Below are 21,670 nucleotides of genomic sequence, written 5' to 3'. Positions count from 1 at the left end.
CATGATCGATTCCTTTCGTTTGACCGAGGCAGCCGCCCGCAAATACCAGCGCCACTCTGTGCCAGCGATGTTTGGCCCTCTGGCCGAGAAAACCGTCGACCTTTTGCGCCTGAAGCCTGACATGCATGTTCTTGACGTGGCCTGTGGCACCGGCGCTTTGACCCGTGCCATCCTCAAAGCGTTGAAAGGCCGTTGTCGGATCTTGGGGACGGACCTGAACCAGACCATGATCGACGTCGCCCGTGAAATGACACCGGATAGCCCGCACAACGTCGATTGGCTGGCAGCCGATGTGACAGACCTCCCCCTGAAGGATTCCGGTTTTGATCTGGCCTGTATCCAGCAGGGATTGCAGTTCTTTCCCGACAAACCCGCTGCCTTGCATGAAATTCATCGCGTTCTGAGGTCCGACGGGCGGCTGTGTCTGACGTGCTGGAAAGAGATCTCACCCTTCAATGACTCTTTGGCCACGGCACTTGAGCATCACATCAATCCGCAAGCGGCCGAAAAAGCGCGCGCACCCTTTTCATACCGGGACGGTCATGTGATCCAAGCGCTGCTTGGCGAGAACGGATTTGCGGTAAAACGCCACGCAGCCATTGTCCTGCATCGCAGGTTCGCAGACCTGGGCGAACAGATCCTGGCCTTGCCCATCGAAAAGGACCTCCGCGATGCCGGAGAGGAAAAAACCCGCCTGGTGATTGACACCACGTCCAAACTTTTGGCGCCGTATGACACGGATGGCGTGTTCATCGTGCCGCAGGAGGCACATTTCTTTGAGGCCCGGTGCCGCTGAGTGGCTTTACCCAAGGCGCAGCCCACGGCATTAAGGCCATCATGGCAAAGCAACTTGATTATCATACGATCCGCGAAATCTTCTCCCGGTTCCAGGCAGCAGAGCCAGAGCCCAAGGGGGAACTGGAGCATGTGAACGTCTACACCCTGGTGGTCGCCGTCGCACTTAGTGCGCAGGCGACCGATGCCGGTGTGAACAAAGCCACGCGGGAGCTGTTCAAAATTGCGGACACGCCGCAAAAGATGCTCGACCTGGGTGAAGAGGGGCTGACCGAACATATCAAGACCATTGGTCTGTTCCGTCAAAAAGCCAAGAACGTCATCAAGCTCAGCCGCATCCTGGTCGACGAATACGGCGGCGAAGTGCCCAATTCCCGCGCCGCTCTGCAATCATTGCCGGGCGTCGGGCGCAAGACCGCAAATGTGGTTCTAAACATGTGGTGGCAACAGCCCGCACAGGCCGTAGATACTCATATCTTTCGCGTCGGCAACCGATCTGGTATCGCGCCGGGCAAAGACGTGGACGCTGTAGAACGCGCCATCGAAGACCATATTCCAGCCGACTTTCAGCTTCATGCCCATCACTGGCTGATCCTGCATGGCCGGTATCATTGCAAAGCGCGCAAGCCGATGTGTGGCACCTGCCTTATTCGGGACTTGTGCAAGTTCGAGGACAAGAACCTATGAAGACCTACCAACTCGTCGGGATCGGCAACGCCGTAGTGGACGTAATCAGCCAATCTGACGACAGCTTTCTCGAGCTCATGGGGATCGAGAAAGGCATCATGCAGCTGATCGAACGCGAGCGGGGCGAGGTGCTCTATGCTGCGATGGAGAGCCGGGTGCAGACACCGGGCGGCTCGGTCGCCAACACCATCGCGGGTGCCGGTACGCTTGGGCTGGATGCGGCGTTCATCGGCCGGGTGCATGACGATGCACTGGGGCGGTTCTATGCCGATGCGATGAACGAAGGTGGCGTCGATTTCGTCAACCCTCCGGTGCCAAGTGGCGAGCTGCCCACGTCGCGGTCGATGATCTTTGTTTCACCCGATGGTGAGCGGTCGATGAACACCTATCTGGGCATCTCGTCCGAGCTGAGCTCGGAAGACGTCTCGAAGGACGTGGCGGGCAACAGCCAGATCATGTTCCTGGAAGGGTATCTGTTCGACAAGGACAAGGGCAAAAGCGCCTTTTTGGAAGCCGCACGCGATTGCCGCGACGGCGGTGGCAAGACCGGGATCGCCATTTCCGACCCGTTCTGCGTTGAGCGTCACCGCGCCGATTTCCTGTCGCTGATCGAAAACGAGCTGGATTTCGTGATCGGCAACGAAGACGAGATCAAGTCGCTGTTCGAAACCGACGATCTAGAGGCCGCGCTGGCCAAGACCGCCGAGATTTGCCCGCTGGTGGTCTGCACCCGCTCGGGCGATGGCGTGTCGGTGCTGAGCAACGGTCAGCGGATCGACGTGCCCGTTGAAAAGATCGTGCCGGTTGATGCAACAGGCGCCGGTGATCAGTTTGCCGCCGGGTTCCTGTATGGCATGGCCACAGGCCGTGATCTGGAAACCTGCGCCAAGATCGGCTGCGTCTGCGCCCGCGAAGTGATCAGCCACATCGGTCCGCGTCCCGAGGCCAACATGCAAGAGTTGCTGCGCGACGCAGGCCTGCTGTAAATCCGGGAGCACTCCCGCCCATCGTTCGATGCCCCTTTGCGGGGCATCTCCTCTGGTTGGGCCGGGCGCTGCGCGGGGCTAAAGCCCCCCGCAGCGCGGTCGCGCCCTATTGCACCCGCTGTGCTTGATCGTTGAGGGACCAGTCGTAATCGTATCCGGATATGCGGCGGGTTGCCGCCAACTGCTTTTCAAGCTCGGGCCCCGCCACCGAACGCAGATAGTCCAACACCCCCTCGGGCGTGTCGGCAAAATCCTCGCGGAACCAGGCGTAGATTTTTGACACAACCAAGCGCCCTTGCTCATCGAATCGAAGCCCGCGCGGATCGTGGACATAGGCGTATTCCGCCGCTGCCAGATCCGCCTCGAGCTTTTGCGCAGTCCAGGCGCGCGCCATCAGGTTCGGGCATCCTGCTGCCGCGCAGTTGAGCGCATAGTGGATGCGGGGTTCATCAAAGATCGGGCGTATGATCCGATGTTCGATGTCATTGAGCGTCAAGGTTTGCCCTGATACGCGCGCCACGGGTTGGTTCCATGGACCAACCGGCAAAGGGCTGTCGGTGATGTCACGGATCGAGACCACGGGATAGGCGTCCAGTACCACGTCGATCGTCAACGCATTGTAGAGGTTGATCCAGTACGCCAGCTGTTGGTCGCGCGTCAGCCGATCGGTCTGCACCCGCTGCAGAGCCGCAAGATAGCGATCCAGCCCCTCGCGATCCCGGGAACTCACCTTGGCGTAGGCCACACGGTTCACCCCTTCGGCATCCGGCCGCACATGGCGTGCCAGAAAGGCAGTCCATGGTCGATGGTCCACCACTTGCCCAGGCGGCTTGGCGCTTTGGGACCACGTGTTGCCTGCCAGAACCTCTGGCTTTGGCAAGGCTGCACGTTCGACAGATGTACAGGCCGCCATCACCACCAGCCCAAACAGGGTGAGCAGGGACTTCATTCTCATGGTCGCTCCACTGACCGTCGTGCCTGTTGCGCCTGAGCCCGCAATCGCCCCTTGAGACGTTTGAACGCCAATGCGCCGGGATGAGCCACAACATTTGGCAAGTCATCGGTGTTCGACAGGCTGGGTACGGCGCCATTCCACCATCGAGGCCCCTGGTCCGTTTCGACCCGGTCCACTGACGCCAGATGTGCGTCACGCTGTGCATTGTGGACACACATCGACAAAGGGCCATGGGCCGTTGCCACCATGAACACGCATGAGGCGCAGCGGTCGGCATCCAACTCATCAGCAGCCATGAAATTATGGACAAACACCGTCTGACGGCTTGGCCGCCGCCACTCATTTGCAAACGCAGCCCGCAAATAGGCGCGCGTCAGACCAAGCGCTGCACGAACGGCCAGTACCGGATGACGCAATGCAAGACGTTGCAAACTGTCTGCGATGTCCAGATGACCGTCAGATGACCGGTTCTGTGCTTCCAGCACGGCCATGATATATCGCACCAGAGGGCGATCTCTCAGCAGGGACATCGCAAAGCCCGGGCGCCGCAACACACTGGCATATCGGTTACACTGAGAATGCCCGACTTGTGCGGCATCAAAGTCCATGTCGCAGCCATATCCGGCCTCGATGGCCTGCATGACGCTCGATTGGGTGATCGCATCGGGGCGCGCACGCAGGACACCGCGCCCGGTGTCGGCCTGCATCTGAAACGAAACAAAAGCCACATGATCCTGATCGCGAAAGAACCGTGCGAGCATAGGCAATTCGGTAAAATTCCCACCAAACACCGTGGTGTTGAACAGAATCCGCAAACCCAGCCCCTGTGCCCGGGCGATGTAATCAAGGCGGATGGCATTCAACGCTGCTTCGTCCGGATACCCGCTGCGCTCTTGCGTCATGTCCACGTGAAACGCCACATCGTTCAACCCGGCTTGTGCCAACCGTCGCAACACATCCCGCGTCGCGCGAATGCCATTGGTCATCAGACACGACCGCATCCCCAGACGTCGGATTTCGCGACACAGCGCCTCGAGGTCTTCCATGCGACGCAGGGTTGGGTCGCCCCCCGTCAGTTGCACCGAAACACCGGGGCCGTAGTGGCTGTGGATCGTGGCAAGGCGGGCAAACAACACGCGCAGAGGCGGGTCGAATGTCACCTCGGCCTGATCCGACAGGTAACACAAGGTGCAATCCAGATTGCAGCGTTGAGTGACTTCCAAGGCCACACAGGCCACGGGGTAGAACCGTCCTGCGGTCTGGGTTGGGCCATATTCGCCGCATGCGATCAGGCCCTCTCGCAGCGGCGCGCGACGGTCAGCGCCGGCAAAGATACGTCCGGCGGGTTGGGGCAAGGATGGGGGTTGAGCAATGTCTTTCATATCCACGAACCTAAGGAGCCATCCCTGCGCAGCCTACGCCCCTTCACAGCAAGTTGTCGGCAGGTGATCTAGCCGCTTGCCGATCTGAGAGAGACCTGGTCAGTATTGGCTCAAGACAAGAGGGCGTTCCGATGCAATGGGTGCTGCAAGAATTCGAAGATACTCATAAATTGGCCGCGGCGCTGGAGCGGCAAGGCATTCCCCTGACCTGGCACAAGGTGGTGCCGTTTGTTGGCACGTTGATGCCCAAACCAATCATCGCAAACCCAAGCGCCGTGGTTCTGTTTGGCTCCTATACGCTGTGGCGATATGCGGCAGACAATGACCTGACCCCAGGCGTCTTCAAACTGCACCCCTTTGTACATGAGGTCCCGTGGCATCCGTTTCTTCTGAACGGCGCGGACGCCTGGTTCCTTCGCTTGTGTGACGTGCCCACCCAGCTTTCCAATGACGGGCGCACCTGGTTCCTGCGACCCGTGGACGACAGCAAAGAGGTGCCCGGCACCGTCAAAACCAGCGCCGAAATCCTTCTCTTGGCCCAGCAAGTGCTGAAGCTACCCCCCGAGGATATCCCACGCGGGTCATTGCGGCACGACACGCTTTTGATGCTCAGCACCCCGGTCCGCATCCAGAAGGAATGGCGCCTTTGGGTGGTCGACGAGCAGATTGTGACCTACTCGCTTTACAAAGAGGGAACGCGGGTCGTTTACCGACCCGAAATCGACGACGACGCCCTGGCCTTTGCGCAGCGCTTGGTGGCGCTCAATCCCGGTTACTCAAGGGCCTATGTCATGGACATCTGCCGCACCGAAGATGGGCTGAGAATGCTGGAAACCAACTGCCTCAACGCCGCCGGTTTTTACGCTGCGGATTTGTCAAAGCTGGTGGAGGCGATCGAAAACCTGACAGAAAGCTAGCGGCGCTCACCCAAGATGATCAGCGAACGCCGTGATCACCTGGGCATAAACCTCGCGTTTGAAGGGTACGATCTCGTCGATCAGACGGTCGGGAGCTTGCCATTTCCATTCCGTGAACTCGGGGTGTTCGGTCTGGATGTTGACCTGATCGTCGGTGCCGGTGAACCGCAACAGGAACCACTTCTGCTCCTGCCCCCGGTACTTGCCCTTCCAGATCTTTGGCACGATGTCATGCGGCAGATCATAAGGCAGCCAGCCGTCGGTTTCGGCGACAACATCGACCAGATCGGCTGTCACTCCGGTCTCTTCCCACAATTCTCGCAGGGCTGCGTCTCGTGGATCCTCCCCCTTATCGACGCCGCCTTGGGGCATCTGCCAGGCATCTTTGTGGCGATCATTGCGCTGCCCGACAAAGATCTTACCCTCAGTGTTCATCAACATCAGCCCGACGCAGGGACGATAGGGAAGTTTGGCGATCTCTTCGGGGGTCATGGGCGGCCTCATATTTCGGATATCCCCTCCCTAGCAAAGGACCACCCCCACGCCCAGAGGCAATACACCTGCATTCTGCGGTGCCGCGCCGAGCCGCCAGGCGAGGCGCCCGGCCCAACGGAGCAAGGGCCCGTCAGGGCATGCAGCGAGGGCGGGAGCACCCCCGGTTTACGTCACGGTCAGGTGACGTTGGGTTTCGCGTGACTCCCTGCGGCGGTGCAGCGATCCTGCGCGTCAACATAGGGAGAGTTTGCCGATGACTGCGTACCCAAACATGCTGGCGCCATTGGACCTGGGGTTCACCACGTTGAAAAACCGTGTGCTCATGGGCTCGATGCACACCGGCTTGGAAGAAACCCGTGACTGGAACCGGGTTGCCGAATTCTATGCTGACCGCGCACGGGGCGGCGTGGCTTTGATGGTGACCGGCGGCATTGGTCCGAATCTGGAAGGGTCCGTGCTGCCCGGTGCAGCAATGATGACCACGGACGAGGATGTGGCCAACCACTCCATCGTCACTGATCGCGTGCATCAGGCAGGCGGCAAGATTGCGATGCAGATCCTGCATGCGGGTCGCTATGCCTATGGCCCCAAATGCGTGGCCCCCAGCCCGGTCAAGTCTCCGATCTCTCCCTTCCCGCCGAATGAGTTGGACGAGGATGGGATCGAAAAGCAGATCGCAGACATCGTGAACGCATCCGTTTTGGCCCAGAAAGCGGGCTATGACGGGGTCGAGATCATGGGATCCGAGGGGTATTTCATTAACCAGTTCCTGGTCACCCACACCAACAAGCGCGAGGACCGCTGGGGCGGGTCTTATGAAAACCGCATGCGCCTGGCCATCGAGGTGGTGCGCCGCACGCGTGAGGCCGTCGGGACAGATTTCATCATCATCTACCGTCTGTCGATGATTGATCTCATCCCCAACGGTTCGACCCACGACGAAGTTGTGCAACTTGCACAAGAGATCGAAAAGGCGGGCGCCACGATCCTCAACACTGGCATCGGCTGGCACGAGGCGCGTATTCCCACCATCGCCACTTCAGTCCCACGTGCAGCCTTTGCCTGGGTCACCAAAAAGCTGATGGGCAAGGTGTCGATCCCGGTCATCACCTCGAACCGGATCAACACACCCGAAGTGGCCGAAGAGGTTCTGTCCACCGGATGCGCCGATATGGTCTCGCTCGCGCGCCCGATGCTGGCGGATGCGGATTTCGTCAACAAAGCCATCGCCGGGGACGCGGCCAAGATCGCGCCCTGCATCGCCTGCAATCAAGCCTGCCTTGATCACACGTTTGGCGGCAAATTGACGTCCTGCCTGGTGAACCCTCGTGCTTGCCATGAAACGGAACTGGTGATCAACAAGGCCGAGACCACCAAATCCGTCGCCATCGTCGGTGCTGGTCCGGCGGGGCTGTCCACCGCAATGGCCGCTGCTGAACGGGGGCACACCGTAACTGTGTTCGACCGCGCTGATGAGATCGGCGGGCAACTCAACATGGCCAAGCAGGTGCCCGGCAAGGAAGAGTTCTGGGGCCTCGTCGATTGGTACCGCACCATGATGGCCGATCTGGGCATCTCCGTCGAATTGGGCCGCGAGGTCGGCGCGGATGACCTGGCGGGCTTTGACGAGGTGATCATCGCAACCGGCGTCACGCCACGCGATCCCGGAATCCCCGGTCAGGACCGCGGCAATGTCCTCAGCTACATCGACGTGCTGCGCCACAAGGCCCCCGTGGGCGACCGCGTGGCAGTGATCGGCGCAGGCGGTATTGGCTTCGATGTTTCGGAATTCCTGCTGCACGACGGCGACAGCCCAACCGAGAACCTGCCGCTGTGGATGAAGGAATGGGGCGTGACCGACCCGGCCGAACACCGCTCGGGTCTGGCTCCGGAAGGTCCCCAGCCGCATGCGCCTGCCCGACAGGTAACCCTGCTTCAGCGCAAGAAACAGGCACACGGCAAGGGCCTGGGCAAGACCACCGGCTGGATTCACCGCGCCACACTCAAGATGAAGGATGTGAACTTTGTCGGCGGGGTGAACTACGAACGTATCGACGATCAGGGCCTGCACATCAGCTTTGGCGAGGAACGCGCAGAGCCAACCGTCATCGAATGCGACACCGTCGTGCTTTGTGCCGGTCAGCTCTCGGAGCGTAGCCTTGCGGATGCGCTGGAGGCCAAAGGCGTGAACTGCCACGTGATCGGCGGTGCTGATGTAGCTGCTGAGCTGGACGCCAAACGCGCGATCAATCAGGGCACGCGCCTGGCCGCATCTCTCTAACGCGCCAACACATCCATGTGACACCTGCCCCGGGACCGACGCTTTGTCGTTTCCGGGACAGAACGGCACCCCATATCCCTCTCACGGTTTTCTGACCAACAGCCGAGAGAGGGATCATGACACGCCCAGCCCGTCGCCGCCGCACCCAAAGACCCACAGGCAAAATCGCCCCGCAGATCATCACTGGCGCGCGTCGAGAAATCCCAACCTATGACTTGATCAGCACCGAAGGCCTGGAACAGATCGAGGCCCGGTCAGAGCAATTGTTGCAACAAATCGGCGTCCGCTTCGTCGAAGACCCAGAGGCGCTCCGCCTGTTTCACGACGCAGGCGCCGAGGTCCAAGGCGACCGGGTCCGTTTCCCGCCCGGGCTGCTGCAGAAGGCACTGGAAACCGCACCCAAGACCTTTCGCCAGCACGCGCGCAATCCCGCGCGGACGATTGATCTGGGTGGCAAGAATGTAGTCTTTGGCCCAGGCTATGGCATGCCCTTTGTAAGCGATCTGGATGGCGGGCGGCGCTATGGCACGATCCGCGATTTCGAGAACCTGACTAAGTTGGTCTACATGTCGCCTTGGCTGCACCATTCCGGCGGCACCACCTGCGAGCCCACCGACCTGCCGGTGAACAAGCGCCATCTGGACATGGTCTATGCCCATCTGAAGTGGAGCGACAAGCCCTTCATGGGTTCGGTCACCGCCCCGGAACGGGCCGAAGACAGTATCGAAATGGCGCGTCTTGCCTTTCGGGCGGAGTTTGTCGACCAAAACTGCGTGATCATGGCCAACATCAACATGAACTCACCGCTGGTTTTTGACTATGCCATGTCCGGCGCCATCCGAACCTATGCCGCCGCCAATCAATGCCCGGTCATTGTCCCCTTTGTCCTGGGCGGCGCGACGGCGCCGGTGTCGATGATCGCTGCTGTAACGCAAGCCTATTCCGAAGTGCTGGTGGGATGCGCATTGGCCCAATTGGTCAGGCCCGGTTCACCGGTGGTCTTTGGCAACTTCGTGACGACCGTGGACCTGAAATCCGGCTCGCCCTCATTCGGCACACCTGAATCCGCACTCGCCTCTTACGTCGCCGGGCAACTGGCACGCCGGGTCGGGCTGCCGATCCGCTGCTCAGGCGCCTTCACCAGTTCCAAGGTACCGGACGGACAAGCCATGATGGAAAGCGTCACCGCCTTGCATGCCGCCGTCCTGAGCGGCGCCAACTTTGTGCTGCAATCGGCGGGCTGGTTGGAAGGCGCGCTGACCATGTCTTACGAAAAACTGGTCATGGACGCGGATTATCTCGGCGCCATGCACCGCTTCTTAGGTGGCCTGCCCCTGGACGACGAAGCCTTTGCAATGGACGCCTTTGCCGAGGTTGGCCCCGGCGGTCACTTCTTCGGCTGCGGCCACACCATGCGCAACTATGAAACCGCGTTCTACGACGCCGAGCTGTCCGACACGCAACCGTTTGAGACCTGGTCGGAACAGGGCGGCCCAGATTCGATTCGGCGCGCCAATCGAAAGTGGAAAGAAGACCTGCAGCGGTACGAAGCCCCTTCGCTGGATGCGGCCATAGACGAAAGTCTGAGGGACTTCATGGACCGTAAAAAAGCCACCCTACCGGACCTTTGGCACTAGGCAGTGTGGCAACCGCGTTATTCCACCGTGATGGTGATCACATCGGACACAACCGGTGTGGAATGGGGCACATGTCCATAGTCACCCAGCACCAATTGCAGCGTATGTTGTCCGGGCGACAGATCTAAGGTCACTTCGGTCTGGCCTCCGCCAAAGTGCAGATGGTTGTCGTCTGCTGGTAAGCCGTTTGACAACTCATCCGCACCATCCTCGCCCTCACCCAATGGCGGGCGGTCGATGAGCAGGTGGTGATGGCCTGTGTTTTCCTTTTCCGTACCCGAAGGCGCCACGCCCATACCGCTGAGGCCAAAGACCACTGTAACCGGAGACGAAACGGCGTCCCCATCGGATAGGTTCGCAAAGTAGACACGCGCATCGGGACTGGACGGCGTTTCCCCGCCAGCCCAGGCGGGGACCGCGAGCAAGGTCAGTGCTAGAATGGCAGCAAGGTGTTTCATCTATCTCTCTCCTCAAAAAATGTCTTTCGACATCTATGGACGATAGCACAACGCGCCCAGTTTTCGAATTTGGCCGCGTCAATCGCCAACACGCCGTTTCATTCCGAAGGGTGTTTTGCGCTGTGCGGGGTGGAAACACATTTCAACCAGGTGCGATCCTCACGCAGTAGGAACTTCTCCCGTTGCGCAAAATCGTAATTCTTCCGCCCTAAAGGATCTGCAGCCAATCGCAGGCGATAGGCCTCATACTCAGCCAAGTTGGGAATGTTGTAGACCCCATATGCCAAAGTGGACGACCCCTCGTGCGGAGCAAAATAACCCATCAGGTCAGCGCCGCATCTTGGAATGGCTTGCCCCCAGTTTCGCGCATATTCAGCGAACTGCTCGGTCTTGGTCGGGTCGATGTGGTAACGAATGAAACATGTCAGCATGTGGATCTCCTGTGTCAGTAGCGATGGTCTAAACACTTTCGCCCCGCTGATGCTTCGACTATGATCGAAGTATGAAAAACGGACCTGACATCGCACGCGTGGCCGCCTTGATCGGCGATCCGGCGCGCGCCAACATTCTGACCGCCCTGATGGCTGGCAAGGCGCTCACCGCGACCGAGCTTGCGTCCGAGGCCGGTGTTACGGCGCAGACCGCCAGCACCCATCTCAAACGGCTTTTGGATGGCGGGCTGTTGCGCCTGCGCGGGCAAGGACGCCATCGGTACTATTCGCTCTCGGGGCCGGACGTGGCGGCAACTTTGGAAAGCCTGATGGGCTTGGCTGCAGGCCACGGGCACCTGCGAACGCGGACCGGGCCCAAGGATGCCAAGTTGCGAGAAGCGCGGGTCTGCTACAATCACCTGGCCGGAACGCGGGGCGTGCAGATGTATCGCGCGATGATCCAGCGCCGGTTTCTGACAGAAGCGGACGATCTGGTGAAACTGACCGATCAAGGGCGCGCGTTTGTTACCGAATTCGGGATTGATCTGTCTGCTCCTACCCGCAGCAAAGCACCCTTATGTCTTGGCTGCCTGGATTGGAGCGCGCGGGAAACCCACCTTGCCGGGCGATTGGGGCGCGCGATGTTTGCGCATATGGAAGAGCGGGATTGGATCCAACGCACGTCCGGATCGCGGCATGTACAGTTTACTGCGGCGGGCCGCAAAATGTTCGAACAATGGTTTCCTGTTTGATCGAAAGTGACCTGTACGAAAAAACAAGCCCTCCCGCCCGTCGTCTAGGTTCCTGAGCGGAACCTCTCCTCCCGTTGGGCCCGGCAGCGCGCGGGCAATGCCCGCGCGCTGCCGGGCCCCCGCCGTCCGCAGGACGCAAGACCGAAGGTCGCGCAGGTGGCGATGAAAGAGGGCCGGAAACGATTGTTTCGTCGTTTCCATGACGCAAACGATCCGCGACAAAACCCTGATATTATCTCACCTCTGCCCCGTTCTCGCCCAGATTGACCAGCATAACCGACCCTCGAAACGCTGAATAAGCTGAGGAACCGAGCATGGATCGACTGACCGAAATGGAAGCCTTTGCCAATGTGGTGGACCAAGGGGGTTTTACAGATGCCGCCAAGAAAATGGGCATCTCAAAATCGGCTGTCTCCAAGCACGTCTCAAGCCTGGAGGCCCGCTTGGGTGCGCGCCTTTTGAACCGCACCACGCGGCGTGTCAGCCCGACCGAGATCGGCCTGGCCTATTACGACCGTGCCCGCCGTGTTCTGAACGATGCAGGCGAGGCGGACGCGCTTGTCACCTCGATGCAATCTGCGCCCTCGGGCTTGCTGCGGATCAGCGTGGCCACCGATTTTGGCGTCAATCACCTGTCGCCGGTTCTGTCGGATTTCCTATCTGATTTCCCGGACATCACGGTCAACATGGTCCTCAACAACCGTTATGTTGAGCTGATTTCCGAAGGCTTCGACATGGCCGTGCGCATTGGTGAGCTCGAAGACAGCACTCTGCGCGCCCGCAAGTTGACGGAAACCACCAAACGCATGATCGCAAGCCCGGAGTATTTCGAGAAATACGGCCGCCCGCAAAAGATCGACGACCTGAACGAACACAAGCTGTTGCATTATTCCAACCAGTCCAGCGGCAACGTCTGGAAACTGACGGCCCCTTCGGGTGAAAAGCGTCAGGTGCGCACCGCTGGCTGGCTGAGCGTCAATGACGGACAATCCCTGCTCAACGCCGCCATCTCGGGTCTGGGGATCGCCTACTTGCCCAGCTACCTCTATGCTGATGCACTGGAACAGGGATTGGTCGAGGACGCCATGCCGTCGCTGCCGGATGAAACTCAGGGCATCTATGCGGTCTACCCGCCCGGACGTTTCACACAACCCAAAGTCCGCGCTTTCATCGACTTTCTTGTCCATTCCTTTTCCGAAAAAGGCCCGATGGACTGGTAACGCCAATTTTGCTTCCCTTGGCAGACCAACTGGACCCCGTTTGCTTCTGCATGCGGGGTCAATTTCATTTCTGCCTTGAGTTCCCGATTAGTACAGCGTCTCGCGATAACGCTGTTCCGTGTAGGCCTGATCGGTCGAAGCCACGTCCAGTTCCGAATGATCCCGAACCATTTCATAGAGTGTCGCAACCGGCCGTTCCGCGGGCCAACTTTCTGGCTTCCACAGCCTCGCGCGCATTGGCGCCTTGCCGCAATGGGTAAAGACCTCGTCCGCCGTAACCCGAATGACCGTTTTGGGGCTGCGGCCATTGATTTGGAACTGATCACACAAGTCCCGTTCCTCAAGGACTTCGGCAGTTCCGTTCACGCGCAACGTCTCGGACACCGACGGGATCAGAAACAGAAGCGCCACTTTGGGATGAGCCAGAATATTCATTAGCCCATCAATCCGGTTGTTGCCGGGACGATCGGGGATCAGCAGTGTTCTATCGGTTTCGACTTTGACGAATCCCGCAGGGTCCCCCTTGGGAGATACGTCCAGATTTGTGCCATCTGACGTCGCAAAAATCAGGAAAGAGGCGTGTTCAATGAAAATGCGGCAATGATGATCAAAATGCGAAATGACCTTGGCCGCCGCATGTTGGGACGCGTCCCCATAAAGTTCTCTGAGTCGTGCAGGAGTCAAACTACTGTTCCCTTTGTAAATGCTGTCGGGGGGGCTGAAAACCAGCGGCATCCCCCCTTTCAATCACGGCTTATCGAACCGGCAAAACAACGGCTTCGACACGTCGGTTCGCTTCACGTCCCTCAGGTGTCGCATTCGAATCCACCGGCGCAAGATATCCTGCTCCCGCCGTTTCCAGTTGTTCCGCCGCCACCTCAAAGGCCTCGATCAGGCGCGCCTTTACGGCCTCGGCACGGCGTTGGCTTAGCGCGGTGTTGCGTTCAAGCAGCCCGATGTTGTCCGTGTGCCCCACAAGAACAACCCGGCGCGCTTCATCCTGTTTCAACCAGTCGGCCAATTCAGACAAAACAGCAAAGGGTCCGTTGCCCAAGGCATCTGCCCCAGTTTCGAATTCGAGATCATTCAGAATCACATGCCCCGAGGCTTCTAGGTTTGCTGCAATACCTGGCTCGGGCACCTCTTCAGCTTCATCCGTTTGAGCAACCTCCAATGGGACGACCTCGGCGGGTGTCACCGTGATGACCTGAACATACGCGTCAGGAGGATTGCGGCTGACCAGCAGGCTCAACACCTCATCTTCTCGGATTGCGGACATGAACCGGTAATCTCGAATCGAGACATACATATCCGGCGATGGAACCACCTCGGTGCCGAAACGGAAATCAAATCCCCCGCAAGCCTCTGCGGGGCAATCCAGCAAAACGTCATACCCCTGGGCCTCGATCTGATTCCGCAGCGCGGCAAAGACCTGCAATGTCGTCTTTGAGCCCACGGACATGCGCCAGGTGCGCTTGACCACGCGCCCCTGCACCTCTCGCGAGGGAACACCGGTGCCGTCCCAGACGGCAATCGGCAATTCGTAGCTGTCCAGCGGATTGTCCCTGTTGGTGAGCTGCCGCGCCTCAGGCGGCAAAGCCAGCTCCTGCGCCGCAGCAGGCAAGGCCGCAAACACGGCGCAGAGAGCAAGGGACCGGATCATCTGAACTGACTGTGATACTCGTCGTTGGGCACCATAGCAGTGGCGCTGGCCACGCGGTTGGACATGTTGAAGAACCCGATCACGTTGGCCAGATCCCAGATGTCCCGATCAGAGAGCCCCACGTCGCGCAGCGCTTGGCGATCAGCTTCTTCGGTCTTGGCGCTGGCAGTGGTGACCTTTTCGGCAAAATCCAACATCGAACGCTGGCGCACATCCAAGGGCGCGACGCGATAGTTCATCACCAACATCTCGCCCAGCTTGGGGTCGCCTGACAATTGCCGCACGGCTGCGCCATGCGCCACAAGGCAGTAGAAGCATTTGTTGATCGACGACACCACAACAGCGACCATCTCGCGCTCCAGCTTGCTCAACCCGCTAGGGGCCAGCATCAGGTCGTTATACATGTTGGTAAAGGCGTTCAGCTTGTCGATGTCAAAGGCGTTGGCCTTGAGCACGTTGGGCACCATGCCCAGCTTTTCGACGCAGATGTCGAAATAGCGCTGCGTCTCTTCCGGCAGCGGATCGACCATGGGCAGATCCAAGGCGGTGGGTTGGTTGTCTTTGGTCACGTCTGTCTCTCTCCCCTAGACAAGATGGCGGTAGTGATACTTGCTGACCGGTAGCATTCCCAGCGAGCGGTAGAGCGCATTGGCGCCTTCGTTTGCATCGGTGCACATCACGCTCAAGGTGTTGGCACCGTTTTCCTGCGCCCAAAAGGCCGCGCCGCGCATCGCCCATTTGCCCAGGCCCTGCTTGCGTTGGAATGGGACGACTTCGACAGCGTGGACCATGGCAACCCCGTCATGAATGGCGGCATAGGCAGCCCCACCGGGTTTGTCATTGAAACGCATCAGGATACCGGTCTTGGGTCCTTTGGCACGATCCATCACGGCCAGTCGCGCGGGACCAATCCCACCGGCTGCCCAGATCTCGCGCATGATCGCCAGCGGTTCCCAAATGGTAAAAACGGTGACACGCGGGATGACCAGATCGGTCAGCTGTGCCACCGGGCAGGAATAGATCGTGACAGCATCGACAACCTGATAGCCGCGCGCGTCCAATTGCGCGTCCAGCGCCTCGTCCCCCGGACGGATCATGAAGATCTGCTTCTGTCCAAGGTTGCGCATTGCGCCCTCAACCGTTTCAATCTCTGCCTCGGTCACGGGGCCATCTGCGGTCGCGGCTGACACACGGCTGCCGCCGCCTTTCCCCTCGCGCAGCACAAAAGGACCGACAGCATGTCGTGCTGCGGCAGGCCAGGTCTGGTCGATGACATCAAACCAGTTCACGCTCACAGCTCCAACTCCCGCGCCAGCCGGGTCACTGCGGCGTCAATGCGTGCCCCATCGGTGCCACGCACAACCACATTCGCACCGAACACACCGTCTTTTTGAAACGGGTAGCAGCCGATCGACAGATCAGCGAAATCCTCGGCCAACGTTGAAAGGGTCGAGGCGATGTCCCCCTCGCCGCGATTGACGCGAAGGGTTTGTGACAAAAGCGGAGCACCGCCAGTCAATGTGGGCAGGACGCTGGCGACCATGGCGCGGAACACGCTGGGGACGCCGGCCATCACATGGACATTCTCCAATGTGAAACCGGGCGCGGTCGAGACCGGGTTTTCGATCAGAACAGCGTCGTCCGGAATACGGGCCATGCGCAGGCGGGCCTCGTTCAGCTCCAGCCCAGTCGCTTGGTAATGCGCCTCGAGCAGTGCCCGCGCGTCCGCACGCACGTCGATGTGCTTACCAAAGGCGCGCGCGATGCAATCGGCGGTGATGTCGTCATGGGTGGGGCCAATGCCGCCGCTGGTGAACACATGGTCATTGGCCGCCGACAGCGCCTTGACCGCCTGCTCGATGGCAGTTGCATCGTCGCTGACAATCCGCACCTCGCACAGATCGATGCCGTGTTTCGTCAGCTCCCCAGCCAGGTGAAACATGTTGGCATCACGGGTCCGCCCCGAAAGGATCTCATCCCCGATGACAAGCATGGCAGCCTTTGGGTTCGACATGGGTCGGCCTCCTGTGAAACGCGATTGCAAGATATCTGTCCTGCCCTGCCCCGCAAGGGCAGAAAGCGTCTAAGGCGCAGGTGTCGCAGATATCCGGTCAAAAAGCGCCATGTCATCCAGGCTGCGTGCCAAGATCATCGCACCCTCTAGCTGCGCGATCAAAGCACCTGCCTTGACGCGCGCGTTCCCCGCATCAAAGTCCTTGGCGACATAAACATTGCTCAGCCAGTCCATATTGCGTTCGAAGAACATACGGGTTTTTACGGCAACCGGAGCAGGCAGATCGCTGATCTCCGCGCCGAACATCCCACACAGACACATCAACCCATCGTCCAACAACGCACTGCGATAAGCCGCTACGTAGCGCTGGATCATATCATCAGGGGCAGCATCCCCCGGCTCGCCCAAAGCAGTCAGGAAGTTCTCTGTGTATCGCTCGGCTATCGCGGCCCCAAGCGCCTCTTTGTTGGCAAAGTGGTAGTGCACGCTGGCAGCTTTGATCCCGATCTCACCCGCGATGTCGCGGAAGCTGAACGAGTTGTATCCGCCCTGCCGCGCCATGCGCTCTGCAATGTCCAGAATACGGGTCACAGTGTCGGGTTGGGCCATGTGGTTTCACCAAATTTTCTACCTATCAGTAGATAGGGGTTGAAATAAAAAACGCAATCGCCAATCTATCTACCTACTAGTAGATAGGGAAATACTTCATGACACAGACAACCACATTCATCATCGGCGGGTCGAGCGGTATGGGCCTTGCCTCAGCGCGCATTCTGGTCGAACGCGGAGAACACGTGACACTTGTCGGCTCGTCCAAGGACAAGTTGCAAGCCGCGCAAGCCGACTTGGGCGAGGCGGTCGAAACACTGCAGGCCGATCTGCGCGACACAGCTCATGTAAGCCGCCTGATCCAGGCCATCGACGCCACCCCCCGACACATCACCGGCCTGATCAATGCCGCGGGAACCTTTACCCCCCAACCCTTCCTGGATCATGACGCGCAGGATTATGACAGCTACATGGACCTGAACCGCGCGACCTTTTTTGCGACCCAGGCCGTGGCGCGCAACATGGTCAAACATGGCAGCGGCGCGATCGTGAATATCGGGTCGATGTGGGCAAAACAGGCAATCAAAGCCACGCCATCCTCAGCCTATTCCATGGCCAAGGCCGGGCTGCATTCCCTGACCCAACATCTTGCGATGGAACTCGCCCCGCACAACATCCGGGTCAACGCCGTTTCGCCCGCTGTCGTCGTCACCCCGATCTATGGCGCCTTTATCAACCCCGATGAGATCGAGGCCACACTGACTGACGGGTTCGACAGCTTCCATCCCATTGGACGCGTGGGTCAGGCACAGGATGTGGCCGAGACGGTCGTGCATCTGCTGTCGGACCGCGCGACTTGGGTAACTGGCGCGATTTGGGACGTGGACGGGGGTGTAATGGCCGGCGTGGCCTGATCCCTCTTTTCCCATGGGCGGGGGTGCGATAGGCCTGGGGCATGAACTTCCCCACCCCCCTGATCCCCGCCCGCCTGATCCGCCGCTACAAACGCTTTCTGGCCGATTGCACGCTAGAGGACGGGCGCGAAGTGACGGCGCATTGCGCCAACCCCGGCTCGATGATGGGGTTGGCGGAACCGGGATCGAAAATCTGGCTGGAGCCCAATGACGATCCCAAGAAAAAGCTGAAATACGGCTGGCGGCTGGTCGATCACGAGAACGGGCATTTCACCGGCGTCGACACCTCGGTCCCCAACCGGGCCTTGCGCGCGACTCTTGAAGCGCGGGAGCTCCCTGAGTTAGCGGCCTATGACACCGTCCGGGCTGAGGTGAAGTATGGCGAGAAAAGCCGGATCGACTTTCTGCTCTCGGGCCCCGACCTGCCCGATGCCTATGTCGAGGTCAAAAGCGTGACCCTGTCACGCCGGCCGGGCCTGGCCGAATTTCCCGACAGCGTCACCGCACGCGGCACAAAGCACCTGAACGAATTGGCCAAAATGGTTGAACACGGCCATCGCGCCATCATGCTCTATCTGGTGCAACGGACCGATTGTGATCGCTTTGCCCTGGCCGCAGACATCGACCCGGCCTATGCGGCGGCTTTTGATGCCGCGCATCAAAACGGTGTCGAGCGTCTGATCTATGCCACGCGGATCTCTCCCGATGGGATCACCGTCGATACCTCGCGCACCCTGCGGACCGAGTAACAATTATGAGTTATGAGATAACCGAACTGACAACAGACCTAATTCCGCAAGCGGCTGAGGTGTGGCACGCAGGCTGGCACGAAGCGCATGCTGACATTGTGCCAAGTGATCTGACCAAGCTGCGCACCCTGGACAGCTTCGCCTCGCGGCTGGTGAAGTACGCAGCTACAACCCGTATCGCGGTTCAGGATGGGCAAGTCTTTGGTCTGTGTGTGGTTCTGAAGGATGAGATCAATCAGATGTATGTCTCTGCCCAGGCACGCGGCACGGGGTTGGCGGCTGACCTGATCCAAGACGGTGAGCGGCGTATTCAAGCGAGCGGCCACGCGACCGCCTGGTTGGCCTGTGCCGTCGGCAATGACCGCGCCGCGCGATTTTATGAAAAGCGTGGCTGGGTCAACGCACGCACTGAAATCTTGCGCTTCGAGGCAGGCGTCGGAACCTATCCATTGGAAATCTGGCGGTTCGAGAAGTCTCTGACCTGAGCGGCCAGAGACCGTAAAGGTTCAGCCAAAGACGTAGAAGCACAGCTTGTTGCCGTCGGGGTCGCGCACATAGGCACCGTAGAATCGATCCGGCACACGCTGTCCCGGTTCGCCTTCGTCTGTGGCACCCAGGCTGATGGCACGGTCGTACATGGCCTGTGCTGCGTCCTTACTGTCGGCAGGAAAAGCGATCATGCCGCCGTTGCCGTGGTGACACGCCTCGCCATCGTAAGGCGTGCAAACGGCCACCATGGGCGCGCCCGGTTCAGCGCCGATAAAAGCGATGCGGCCCGCGTCGATCACGACCTTTGCGCCCTTGTCGGCAAACAGTCCTGTGTAAAAGCTTTTGGCGCGTTCCATATCTGACACGCCGACGGTGACATAACCGATCATCTGATTGTCCTGTTCTGTTTGGGTTCGTAGTTGCGCCAAACGCTTGACCAAGCCCATGGGATTATCAAATCACGAAACCGATATGTCCGACGAAACAACATAGGACCTTGCGTCTCACTCGGGTATGGGCCAAAGGCCAGCAATCGAACGCCCTCTGGCCCTTTCCGCGCAAGCAGACTAAATAAGGGCCAAGCGCGCAACGAATGGAGCCCCGCGTTGATGAAAGAACATCGTGGCCGCCTGACAAAGGACGGCATCCGCATTTACGAACAAGGCGACTTTGCCGGCATGCACGCCGCAGGGGCGCTTGCGGCGCAGATTCTGGACGACATCGCACAGCACGTGTTTCCGGGCCAGACCACAGGTGCCATCGACGGGATGATCACCCAGATGGTCGAAGACGCGGGCGCGACCTCGGCCACCATCGGTTACAAGGGCTATCAGCACGCCAGTTGCATCAGTGTGAACCATGTGGTCTGCCACGGCATTCCGGGGGACAAGCGGCTCAAGGATGGCGATATCCTGAACATTGACGTGACCGTTATTGTCGACGGCTGGTTCGGTGACACCTCACGGATGTATGTGGCGGGCAAATTGCCACGCAAGGCCGAGCGCCTGATCCAGGTGACCCATGACGCCCTGTTCAAAGGCATCGAAATGGTCAAGCCGGGCAACACGTTCGGAGATATCGGTCACGCGATTCAAGCTTACGTCGAAGCGCATCGGATGAGCGTTGTCCGCGATTTCTGTGGTCATGGCCTGGGTCAGGTGTTTCACGCTCCGCCCAACGTTCTGCACTATGGCCGTCCCGGCACCGGTGCGGTTCTGGAAGAGGGCATGTTCTTTACCATCGAACCGATGGTGAACCTGGGCCGTCCCGAGACCAAGACACTGGCCGACGATTGGACCGCCGTGACCCGCGACAAATCACTGTCGGCGCAGTTCGAACATTCCGTGGGTGTGACAGCGGACGGGGTCGAGATCTTTACCCTGTCACCGGGCGGCAAGTTCCACCCAACTTACTGATCGTCCTCTTTGGCTTGCTGGTTCTGCCAAAGCGCCAGCAACAAGGTCGTATCCCCCACGGGCGTCACCGAATCATGGATGAACACGGATGACCGGCGCGGCTTACGCTCTGGTCCCGTAGCTTCTTTTGTACGCTCAAACGGCCCCCATAGGCTCGGTGTCATCGTGCGATCCATGCAAAGCACGGTAGCACAAATTGCCTCACAGTTCCAAAAGCGCGGGCAAATCGGCCATGTCGTGGAACACCTGCGCGCCATGGGCCGCCAATCGGGCACCGTCATCATGCTCGGCATACCCAAAGCACCGCATGCTTGCCCGTTGCGCCGCAAGAGTGCCGCTTGGGCTGTCTTCGATCACAGCTGGTGACTTGGCCCCAAAATGCTGCGCGGCTGCCAGGAACAGATCGGGTTCAGGCTTGCCGACACCGAACTCATGCGCCGAGAACATGACGGTCTCGAACCGCTCCCACAGGCCATTCTGACCCAGAGTGATCCGCATCTTCTCGCGACTGCCATTTGAAGCGACGCAATAGGGGATGCCGCGCGTATCCAGATGCGCGAGCACTCCGGGAATACCCCGCACCACAGGCACGCCGCCCTTCAGCGCAGCATAGGTCTCGGCATAGATTTCATCGATCCAGTTGTCCGGCAAGTCCGCGCCCATGTCGCGCGCCATCTGCATACCGCCCATCATCGTGGTGCCGACGAACTGGCTCATGCAATCTTTCAGCGTCATTTGCACACCGTAGCGGGCCAGATTGTCGACCATCACCTGGTTCGATACCACTTCGCTGTCCACAAGCACGCCATCGCAATCGAAAATCACCAAATCAACCATGTCTCTGCTCCAAATCGCTTTTCGGGACAGGTCTAGCGGTCGGG

At 59.6% G+C, this 21,670-nt stretch carries 26 protein-coding genes; 12 read left to right on the top strand and 14 right to left on the bottom strand.

Annotated features, from left to right (window positions below; genetic code table 11):
- The first annotated feature begins 1 nt into the window (after position 1).
- From TRL7639_RS01160 to TRL7639_RS01150, 3 genes are read left to right on the top strand one after another with little or no spacing between them, the layout of a single operon-like run.
- The gene (locus TRL7639_RS01160) at positions 2 to 796 is read left to right on the top strand and encodes a class I SAM-dependent methyltransferase (RefSeq protein ID WP_133057587.1); all 795 of its coding nucleotides are present in this window, start codon (positions 2 to 4) and stop codon (positions 794 to 796) included.
- Positions 797 to 837: 41 nt separating this feature from the next.
- Positions 838 to 1,482 (top strand): endonuclease III, encoded by a 645-nt coding sequence (gene nth / locus TRL7639_RS01155; RefSeq protein ID WP_085796198.1) that lies wholly within the window; start codon positions 838 to 840, stop codon positions 1,480 to 1,482.
- Positions 1,479 to 2,468, top strand: a complete 990-nt coding sequence (locus TRL7639_RS01150; protein ID WP_085793983.1) for an adenosine kinase — start codon at positions 1,479 to 1,481, stop codon at positions 2,466 to 2,468. Before nth ends, TRL7639_RS01150 begins: the two co-directional genes overlap by 4 nt.
- Positions 2,469 to 2,574: 106 nt before the next feature.
- Here the strand turns inward: TRL7639_RS01150 and TRL7639_RS01145 are convergent, their stop codons facing one another.
- Both TRL7639_RS01145 and TRL7639_RS01140 read right to left on the bottom strand, forming a co-directional pair.
- Entirely contained in the window at positions 2,575 to 3,423 is an 849-nt protein-coding gene (locus TRL7639_RS01145; RefSeq protein WP_235820227.1) for a DUF547 domain-containing protein, read from the bottom strand.
- Positions 3,420 to 4,778 carry a radical SAM protein gene (locus TRL7639_RS01140; RefSeq protein WP_165759717.1) on the bottom strand — a complete coding sequence of 453 codons (1,359 nt, stop codon included), beginning with the start codon at positions 4,776 to 4,778 and terminating at the stop codon, positions 3,420 to 3,422. Before TRL7639_RS01140 ends, TRL7639_RS01145 begins: the two co-directional genes overlap by 4 nt.
- A gap of 158 nt (positions 4,779 to 4,936) precedes the next feature.
- Between TRL7639_RS01140 and TRL7639_RS01135 the strand changes: the two genes are divergently transcribed.
- Complete coding sequence (locus TRL7639_RS01135; protein ID WP_085793980.1) at positions 4,937 to 5,722, top strand: ATP-grasp domain-containing protein; 786 nt, start codon at positions 4,937 to 4,939, stop codon at positions 5,720 to 5,722.
- A gap of 6 nt (positions 5,723 to 5,728) precedes the next feature.
- Here the strand turns inward: TRL7639_RS01135 and TRL7639_RS01130 are convergent, their stop codons facing one another.
- A complete protein-coding gene (locus TRL7639_RS01130; protein ID WP_085793979.1) occupies positions 5,729 to 6,214 on the bottom strand; it encodes an RNA pyrophosphohydrolase in 486 nt (161 codons plus the stop codon).
- Between the two features lie 256 nt (positions 6,215 to 6,470).
- Between TRL7639_RS01130 and TRL7639_RS01125 the strand changes: the two genes are divergently transcribed.
- Both TRL7639_RS01125 and TRL7639_RS01120 read left to right on the top strand, forming a co-directional pair.
- On the top strand, positions 6,471 to 8,498 hold the full coding sequence (locus TRL7639_RS01125) for an NADPH-dependent 2,4-dienoyl-CoA reductase (RefSeq protein ID WP_085793978.1): 2,028 nt from the start codon (positions 6,471 to 6,473) through the stop codon (positions 8,496 to 8,498).
- Positions 8,499 to 8,614: 116 nt separating this feature from the next.
- Positions 8,615 to 10,135 carry a trimethylamine methyltransferase family protein gene (locus TRL7639_RS01120; protein ID WP_085793977.1) on the top strand — a complete coding sequence of 507 codons (1,521 nt, stop codon included), beginning with the start codon at positions 8,615 to 8,617 and terminating at the stop codon, positions 10,133 to 10,135.
- 17 nt (positions 10,136 to 10,152) lie between these two features.
- Here the strand turns inward: TRL7639_RS01120 and TRL7639_RS01115 are convergent, their stop codons facing one another.
- Complete coding sequence (locus tag TRL7639_RS01115) at positions 10,153 to 10,593, bottom strand: DUF4399 domain-containing protein (protein ID WP_085793976.1); 441 nt, start codon at positions 10,591 to 10,593, stop codon at positions 10,153 to 10,155.
- A gap of 98 nt (positions 10,594 to 10,691) precedes the next feature.
- A complete protein-coding gene (locus TRL7639_RS01110; protein ID WP_085793975.1) occupies positions 10,692 to 11,024 on the bottom strand; it encodes an NIPSNAP family protein in 333 nt (110 codons plus the stop codon).
- A gap of 71 nt (positions 11,025 to 11,095) precedes the next feature.
- Between TRL7639_RS01110 and TRL7639_RS01105 the strand changes: the two genes are divergently transcribed.
- Positions 11,096 to 11,776, top strand: a complete 681-nt coding sequence (locus TRL7639_RS01105; RefSeq protein WP_085793974.1) for an ArsR/SmtB family transcription factor — start codon at positions 11,096 to 11,098, stop codon at positions 11,774 to 11,776.
- Between the two features lie 314 nt (positions 11,777 to 12,090).
- Positions 12,091 to 12,996 carry a LysR family transcriptional regulator gene (locus tag TRL7639_RS01100; protein ID WP_085793973.1) on the top strand — a complete coding sequence of 302 codons (906 nt, stop codon included), beginning with the start codon at positions 12,091 to 12,093 and terminating at the stop codon, positions 12,994 to 12,996.
- Positions 12,997 to 13,083: 87 nt separating this feature from the next.
- Here the strand turns inward: TRL7639_RS01100 and TRL7639_RS01095 are convergent, their stop codons facing one another.
- From TRL7639_RS01095 to TRL7639_RS01070, 6 genes are all read right to left on the bottom strand, one after another.
- Complete coding sequence (locus tag TRL7639_RS01095) at positions 13,084 to 13,680, bottom strand: pyridoxamine 5'-phosphate oxidase family protein (RefSeq protein WP_085796197.1); 597 nt, start codon at positions 13,678 to 13,680, stop codon at positions 13,084 to 13,086.
- Positions 13,681 to 13,750: 70 nt separating this feature from the next.
- Positions 13,751 to 14,659, bottom strand: coding sequence for an OmpA family protein (locus TRL7639_RS01090; protein ID WP_085793972.1), 909 nt, complete (start codon positions 14,657 to 14,659; stop codon positions 13,751 to 13,753).
- Positions 14,656 to 15,228 (bottom strand): peroxidase-related enzyme, encoded by a 573-nt coding sequence (locus TRL7639_RS01085; RefSeq protein ID WP_085793971.1) that lies wholly within the window; start codon positions 15,226 to 15,228, stop codon positions 14,656 to 14,658. Before TRL7639_RS01085 ends, TRL7639_RS01090 begins: the two co-directional genes overlap by 4 nt.
- Before the next feature lie 15 nt (positions 15,229 to 15,243).
- Positions 15,244 to 15,954 carry a GNAT family N-acetyltransferase gene (locus TRL7639_RS01080; protein ID WP_085793970.1) on the bottom strand — a complete coding sequence of 237 codons (711 nt, stop codon included), beginning with the start codon at positions 15,952 to 15,954 and terminating at the stop codon, positions 15,244 to 15,246.
- Positions 15,951 to 16,673, bottom strand: a complete 723-nt coding sequence (locus TRL7639_RS01075) for a competence/damage-inducible protein A (RefSeq protein ID WP_085793969.1) — start codon at positions 16,671 to 16,673, stop codon at positions 15,951 to 15,953. Before TRL7639_RS01075 ends, TRL7639_RS01080 begins: the two co-directional genes overlap by 4 nt.
- 69 nt (positions 16,674 to 16,742) lie before the next feature.
- Positions 16,743 to 17,282, bottom strand: coding sequence for a TetR/AcrR family transcriptional regulator (locus TRL7639_RS01070; RefSeq protein WP_085793968.1), 540 nt, complete (start codon positions 17,280 to 17,282; stop codon positions 16,743 to 16,745).
- 98 nt (positions 17,283 to 17,380) lie between these two features.
- Here TRL7639_RS01070 and TRL7639_RS01065 point away from each other — a divergent pair, with 98 nt between their 5' ends.
- From TRL7639_RS01065 to TRL7639_RS01055, 3 genes are read left to right on the top strand one after another with little or no spacing between them, the layout of a single operon-like run.
- On the top strand, positions 17,381 to 18,136 hold the full coding sequence (locus tag TRL7639_RS01065) for an SDR family NAD(P)-dependent oxidoreductase (protein ID WP_085793967.1): 756 nt from the start codon (positions 17,381 to 17,383) through the stop codon (positions 18,134 to 18,136).
- Positions 18,137 to 18,177: 41 nt separating this feature from the next.
- Positions 18,178 to 18,885 carry a DNA/RNA nuclease SfsA gene (gene sfsA / locus TRL7639_RS01060; protein ID WP_085793966.1) on the top strand — a complete coding sequence of 236 codons (708 nt, stop codon included), beginning with the start codon at positions 18,178 to 18,180 and terminating at the stop codon, positions 18,883 to 18,885.
- Positions 18,886 to 18,890: 5 nt separating this feature from the next.
- Complete coding sequence (locus TRL7639_RS01055) at positions 18,891 to 19,370, top strand: GNAT family N-acetyltransferase (RefSeq protein ID WP_085793965.1); 480 nt, start codon at positions 18,891 to 18,893, stop codon at positions 19,368 to 19,370.
- A 21-nt stretch (positions 19,371 to 19,391) separates the two neighbouring features.
- On the opposite strand, the gene TRL7639_RS01050 is transcribed toward TRL7639_RS01055, so the two are convergent.
- Positions 19,392 to 19,820, bottom strand: coding sequence for a VOC family protein (locus TRL7639_RS01050; RefSeq protein ID WP_235820226.1), 429 nt, complete (start codon positions 19,818 to 19,820; stop codon positions 19,392 to 19,394).
- A gap of 162 nt (positions 19,821 to 19,982) precedes the next feature.
- On the opposite strand from TRL7639_RS01050, the gene map reads away from it, so the two are divergent.
- Entirely contained in the window at positions 19,983 to 20,789 is an 807-nt protein-coding gene (gene map / locus TRL7639_RS01045; protein ID WP_085793964.1) for a type I methionyl aminopeptidase, read from the top strand.
- Here the strand turns inward: map and TRL7639_RS22950 are convergent.
- Both TRL7639_RS22950 and TRL7639_RS01040 read right to left on the bottom strand, forming a co-directional pair.
- Positions 20,783 to 20,953, bottom strand: coding sequence for a hypothetical protein (locus TRL7639_RS22950; protein WP_165759716.1), 171 nt, complete (start codon positions 20,951 to 20,953; stop codon positions 20,783 to 20,785). The two genes, map and TRL7639_RS22950, sit on opposite strands and share 7 nt — an antisense overlap.
- A 37-nt stretch (positions 20,954 to 20,990) precedes the next feature.
- Positions 20,991 to 21,626, bottom strand: coding sequence for an HAD family hydrolase (locus tag TRL7639_RS01040; protein ID WP_085793963.1), 636 nt, complete (start codon positions 21,624 to 21,626; stop codon positions 20,991 to 20,993).
- Positions 21,627 to 21,670: the final 44 nt, after the last annotated feature.

This window comes from Falsiruegeria litorea R37, assembly GCF_900172225.1.
GTDB lineage: Bacteria > Pseudomonadota > Alphaproteobacteria > Rhodobacterales > Rhodobacteraceae > Falsiruegeria > Falsiruegeria litorea.
The sequence above is the reverse complement of the archived record's forward strand: the minus strand, read 5'-3'. Positions and strand labels throughout refer to the sequence as shown.

Coding starts and splice junctions, on each gene's coding strand:
- TRL7639_RS01130 (WP_085793979.1), bottom strand. CDS start 6,214: ATGACCCCCGAAGAGATCGCCAAACTTCCCTATCGTCCCTGCGTCGGG.
- TRL7639_RS01120 (WP_085793977.1), top strand. CDS start 8,615: ATGACACGCCCAGCCCGTCGCCGCCGCACCCAAAGACCCACAGGCAAA.
- TRL7639_RS22950 (WP_165759716.1), bottom strand. CDS start 20,953: ATGACACCGAGCCTATGGGGGCCGTTTGAGCGTACAAAAGAAGCTACG.
- nth (WP_085796198.1), top strand. CDS start 838: ATGGCAAAGCAACTTGATTATCATACGATCCGCGAAATCTTCTCCCGG.
- TRL7639_RS01145 (WP_235820227.1), bottom strand. CDS start 3,423: ATGAGAATGAAGTCCCTGCTCACCCTGTTTGGGCTGGTGGTGATGGCG.
- TRL7639_RS01105 (WP_085793974.1), top strand. CDS start 11,096: ATGAAAAACGGACCTGACATCGCACGCGTGGCCGCCTTGATCGGCGAT.
- TRL7639_RS01040 (WP_085793963.1), bottom strand. CDS start 21,626: ATGGTTGATTTGGTGATTTTCGATTGCGATGGCGTGCTTGTGGACAGC.
- TRL7639_RS01150 (WP_085793983.1), top strand. CDS start 1,479: ATGAAGACCTACCAACTCGTCGGGATCGGCAACGCCGTAGTGGACGTA.
- TRL7639_RS01135 (WP_085793980.1), top strand. CDS start 4,937: ATGCAATGGGTGCTGCAAGAATTCGAAGATACTCATAAATTGGCCGCG.
- TRL7639_RS01090 (WP_085793972.1), bottom strand. CDS start 14,659: ATGATCCGGTCCCTTGCTCTCTGCGCCGTGTTTGCGGCCTTGCCTGCT.
- TRL7639_RS01115 (WP_085793976.1), bottom strand. CDS start 10,593: ATGAAACACCTTGCTGCCATTCTAGCACTGACCTTGCTCGCGGTCCCC.
- TRL7639_RS01160 (WP_133057587.1), top strand. CDS start 2: ATGATCGATTCCTTTCGTTTGACCGAGGCAGCCGCCCGCAAATACCAG.
- TRL7639_RS01065 (WP_085793967.1), top strand. CDS start 17,381: ATGACACAGACAACCACATTCATCATCGGCGGGTCGAGCGGTATGGGC.
- map (WP_085793964.1), top strand. CDS start 19,983: ATGAAAGAACATCGTGGCCGCCTGACAAAGGACGGCATCCGCATTTAC.
- TRL7639_RS01050 (WP_235820226.1), bottom strand. CDS start 19,820: ATGGGCTTGGTCAAGCGTTTGGCGCAACTACGAACCCAAACAGAACAG.
- TRL7639_RS01100 (WP_085793973.1), top strand. CDS start 12,091: ATGGATCGACTGACCGAAATGGAAGCCTTTGCCAATGTGGTGGACCAA.
- TRL7639_RS01070 (WP_085793968.1), bottom strand. CDS start 17,282: ATGGCCCAACCCGACACTGTGACCCGTATTCTGGACATTGCAGAGCGC.
- TRL7639_RS01125 (WP_085793978.1), top strand. CDS start 6,471: ATGACTGCGTACCCAAACATGCTGGCGCCATTGGACCTGGGGTTCACC.
- TRL7639_RS01075 (WP_085793969.1), bottom strand. CDS start 16,673: ATGTCGAACCCAAAGGCTGCCATGCTTGTCATCGGGGATGAGATCCTT.
- TRL7639_RS01110 (WP_085793975.1), bottom strand. CDS start 11,024: ATGCTGACATGTTTCATTCGTTACCACATCGACCCGACCAAGACCGAG.
- sfsA (WP_085793966.1), top strand. CDS start 18,178: ATGAACTTCCCCACCCCCCTGATCCCCGCCCGCCTGATCCGCCGCTAC.
- TRL7639_RS01055 (WP_085793965.1), top strand. CDS start 18,891: ATGAGTTATGAGATAACCGAACTGACAACAGACCTAATTCCGCAAGCG.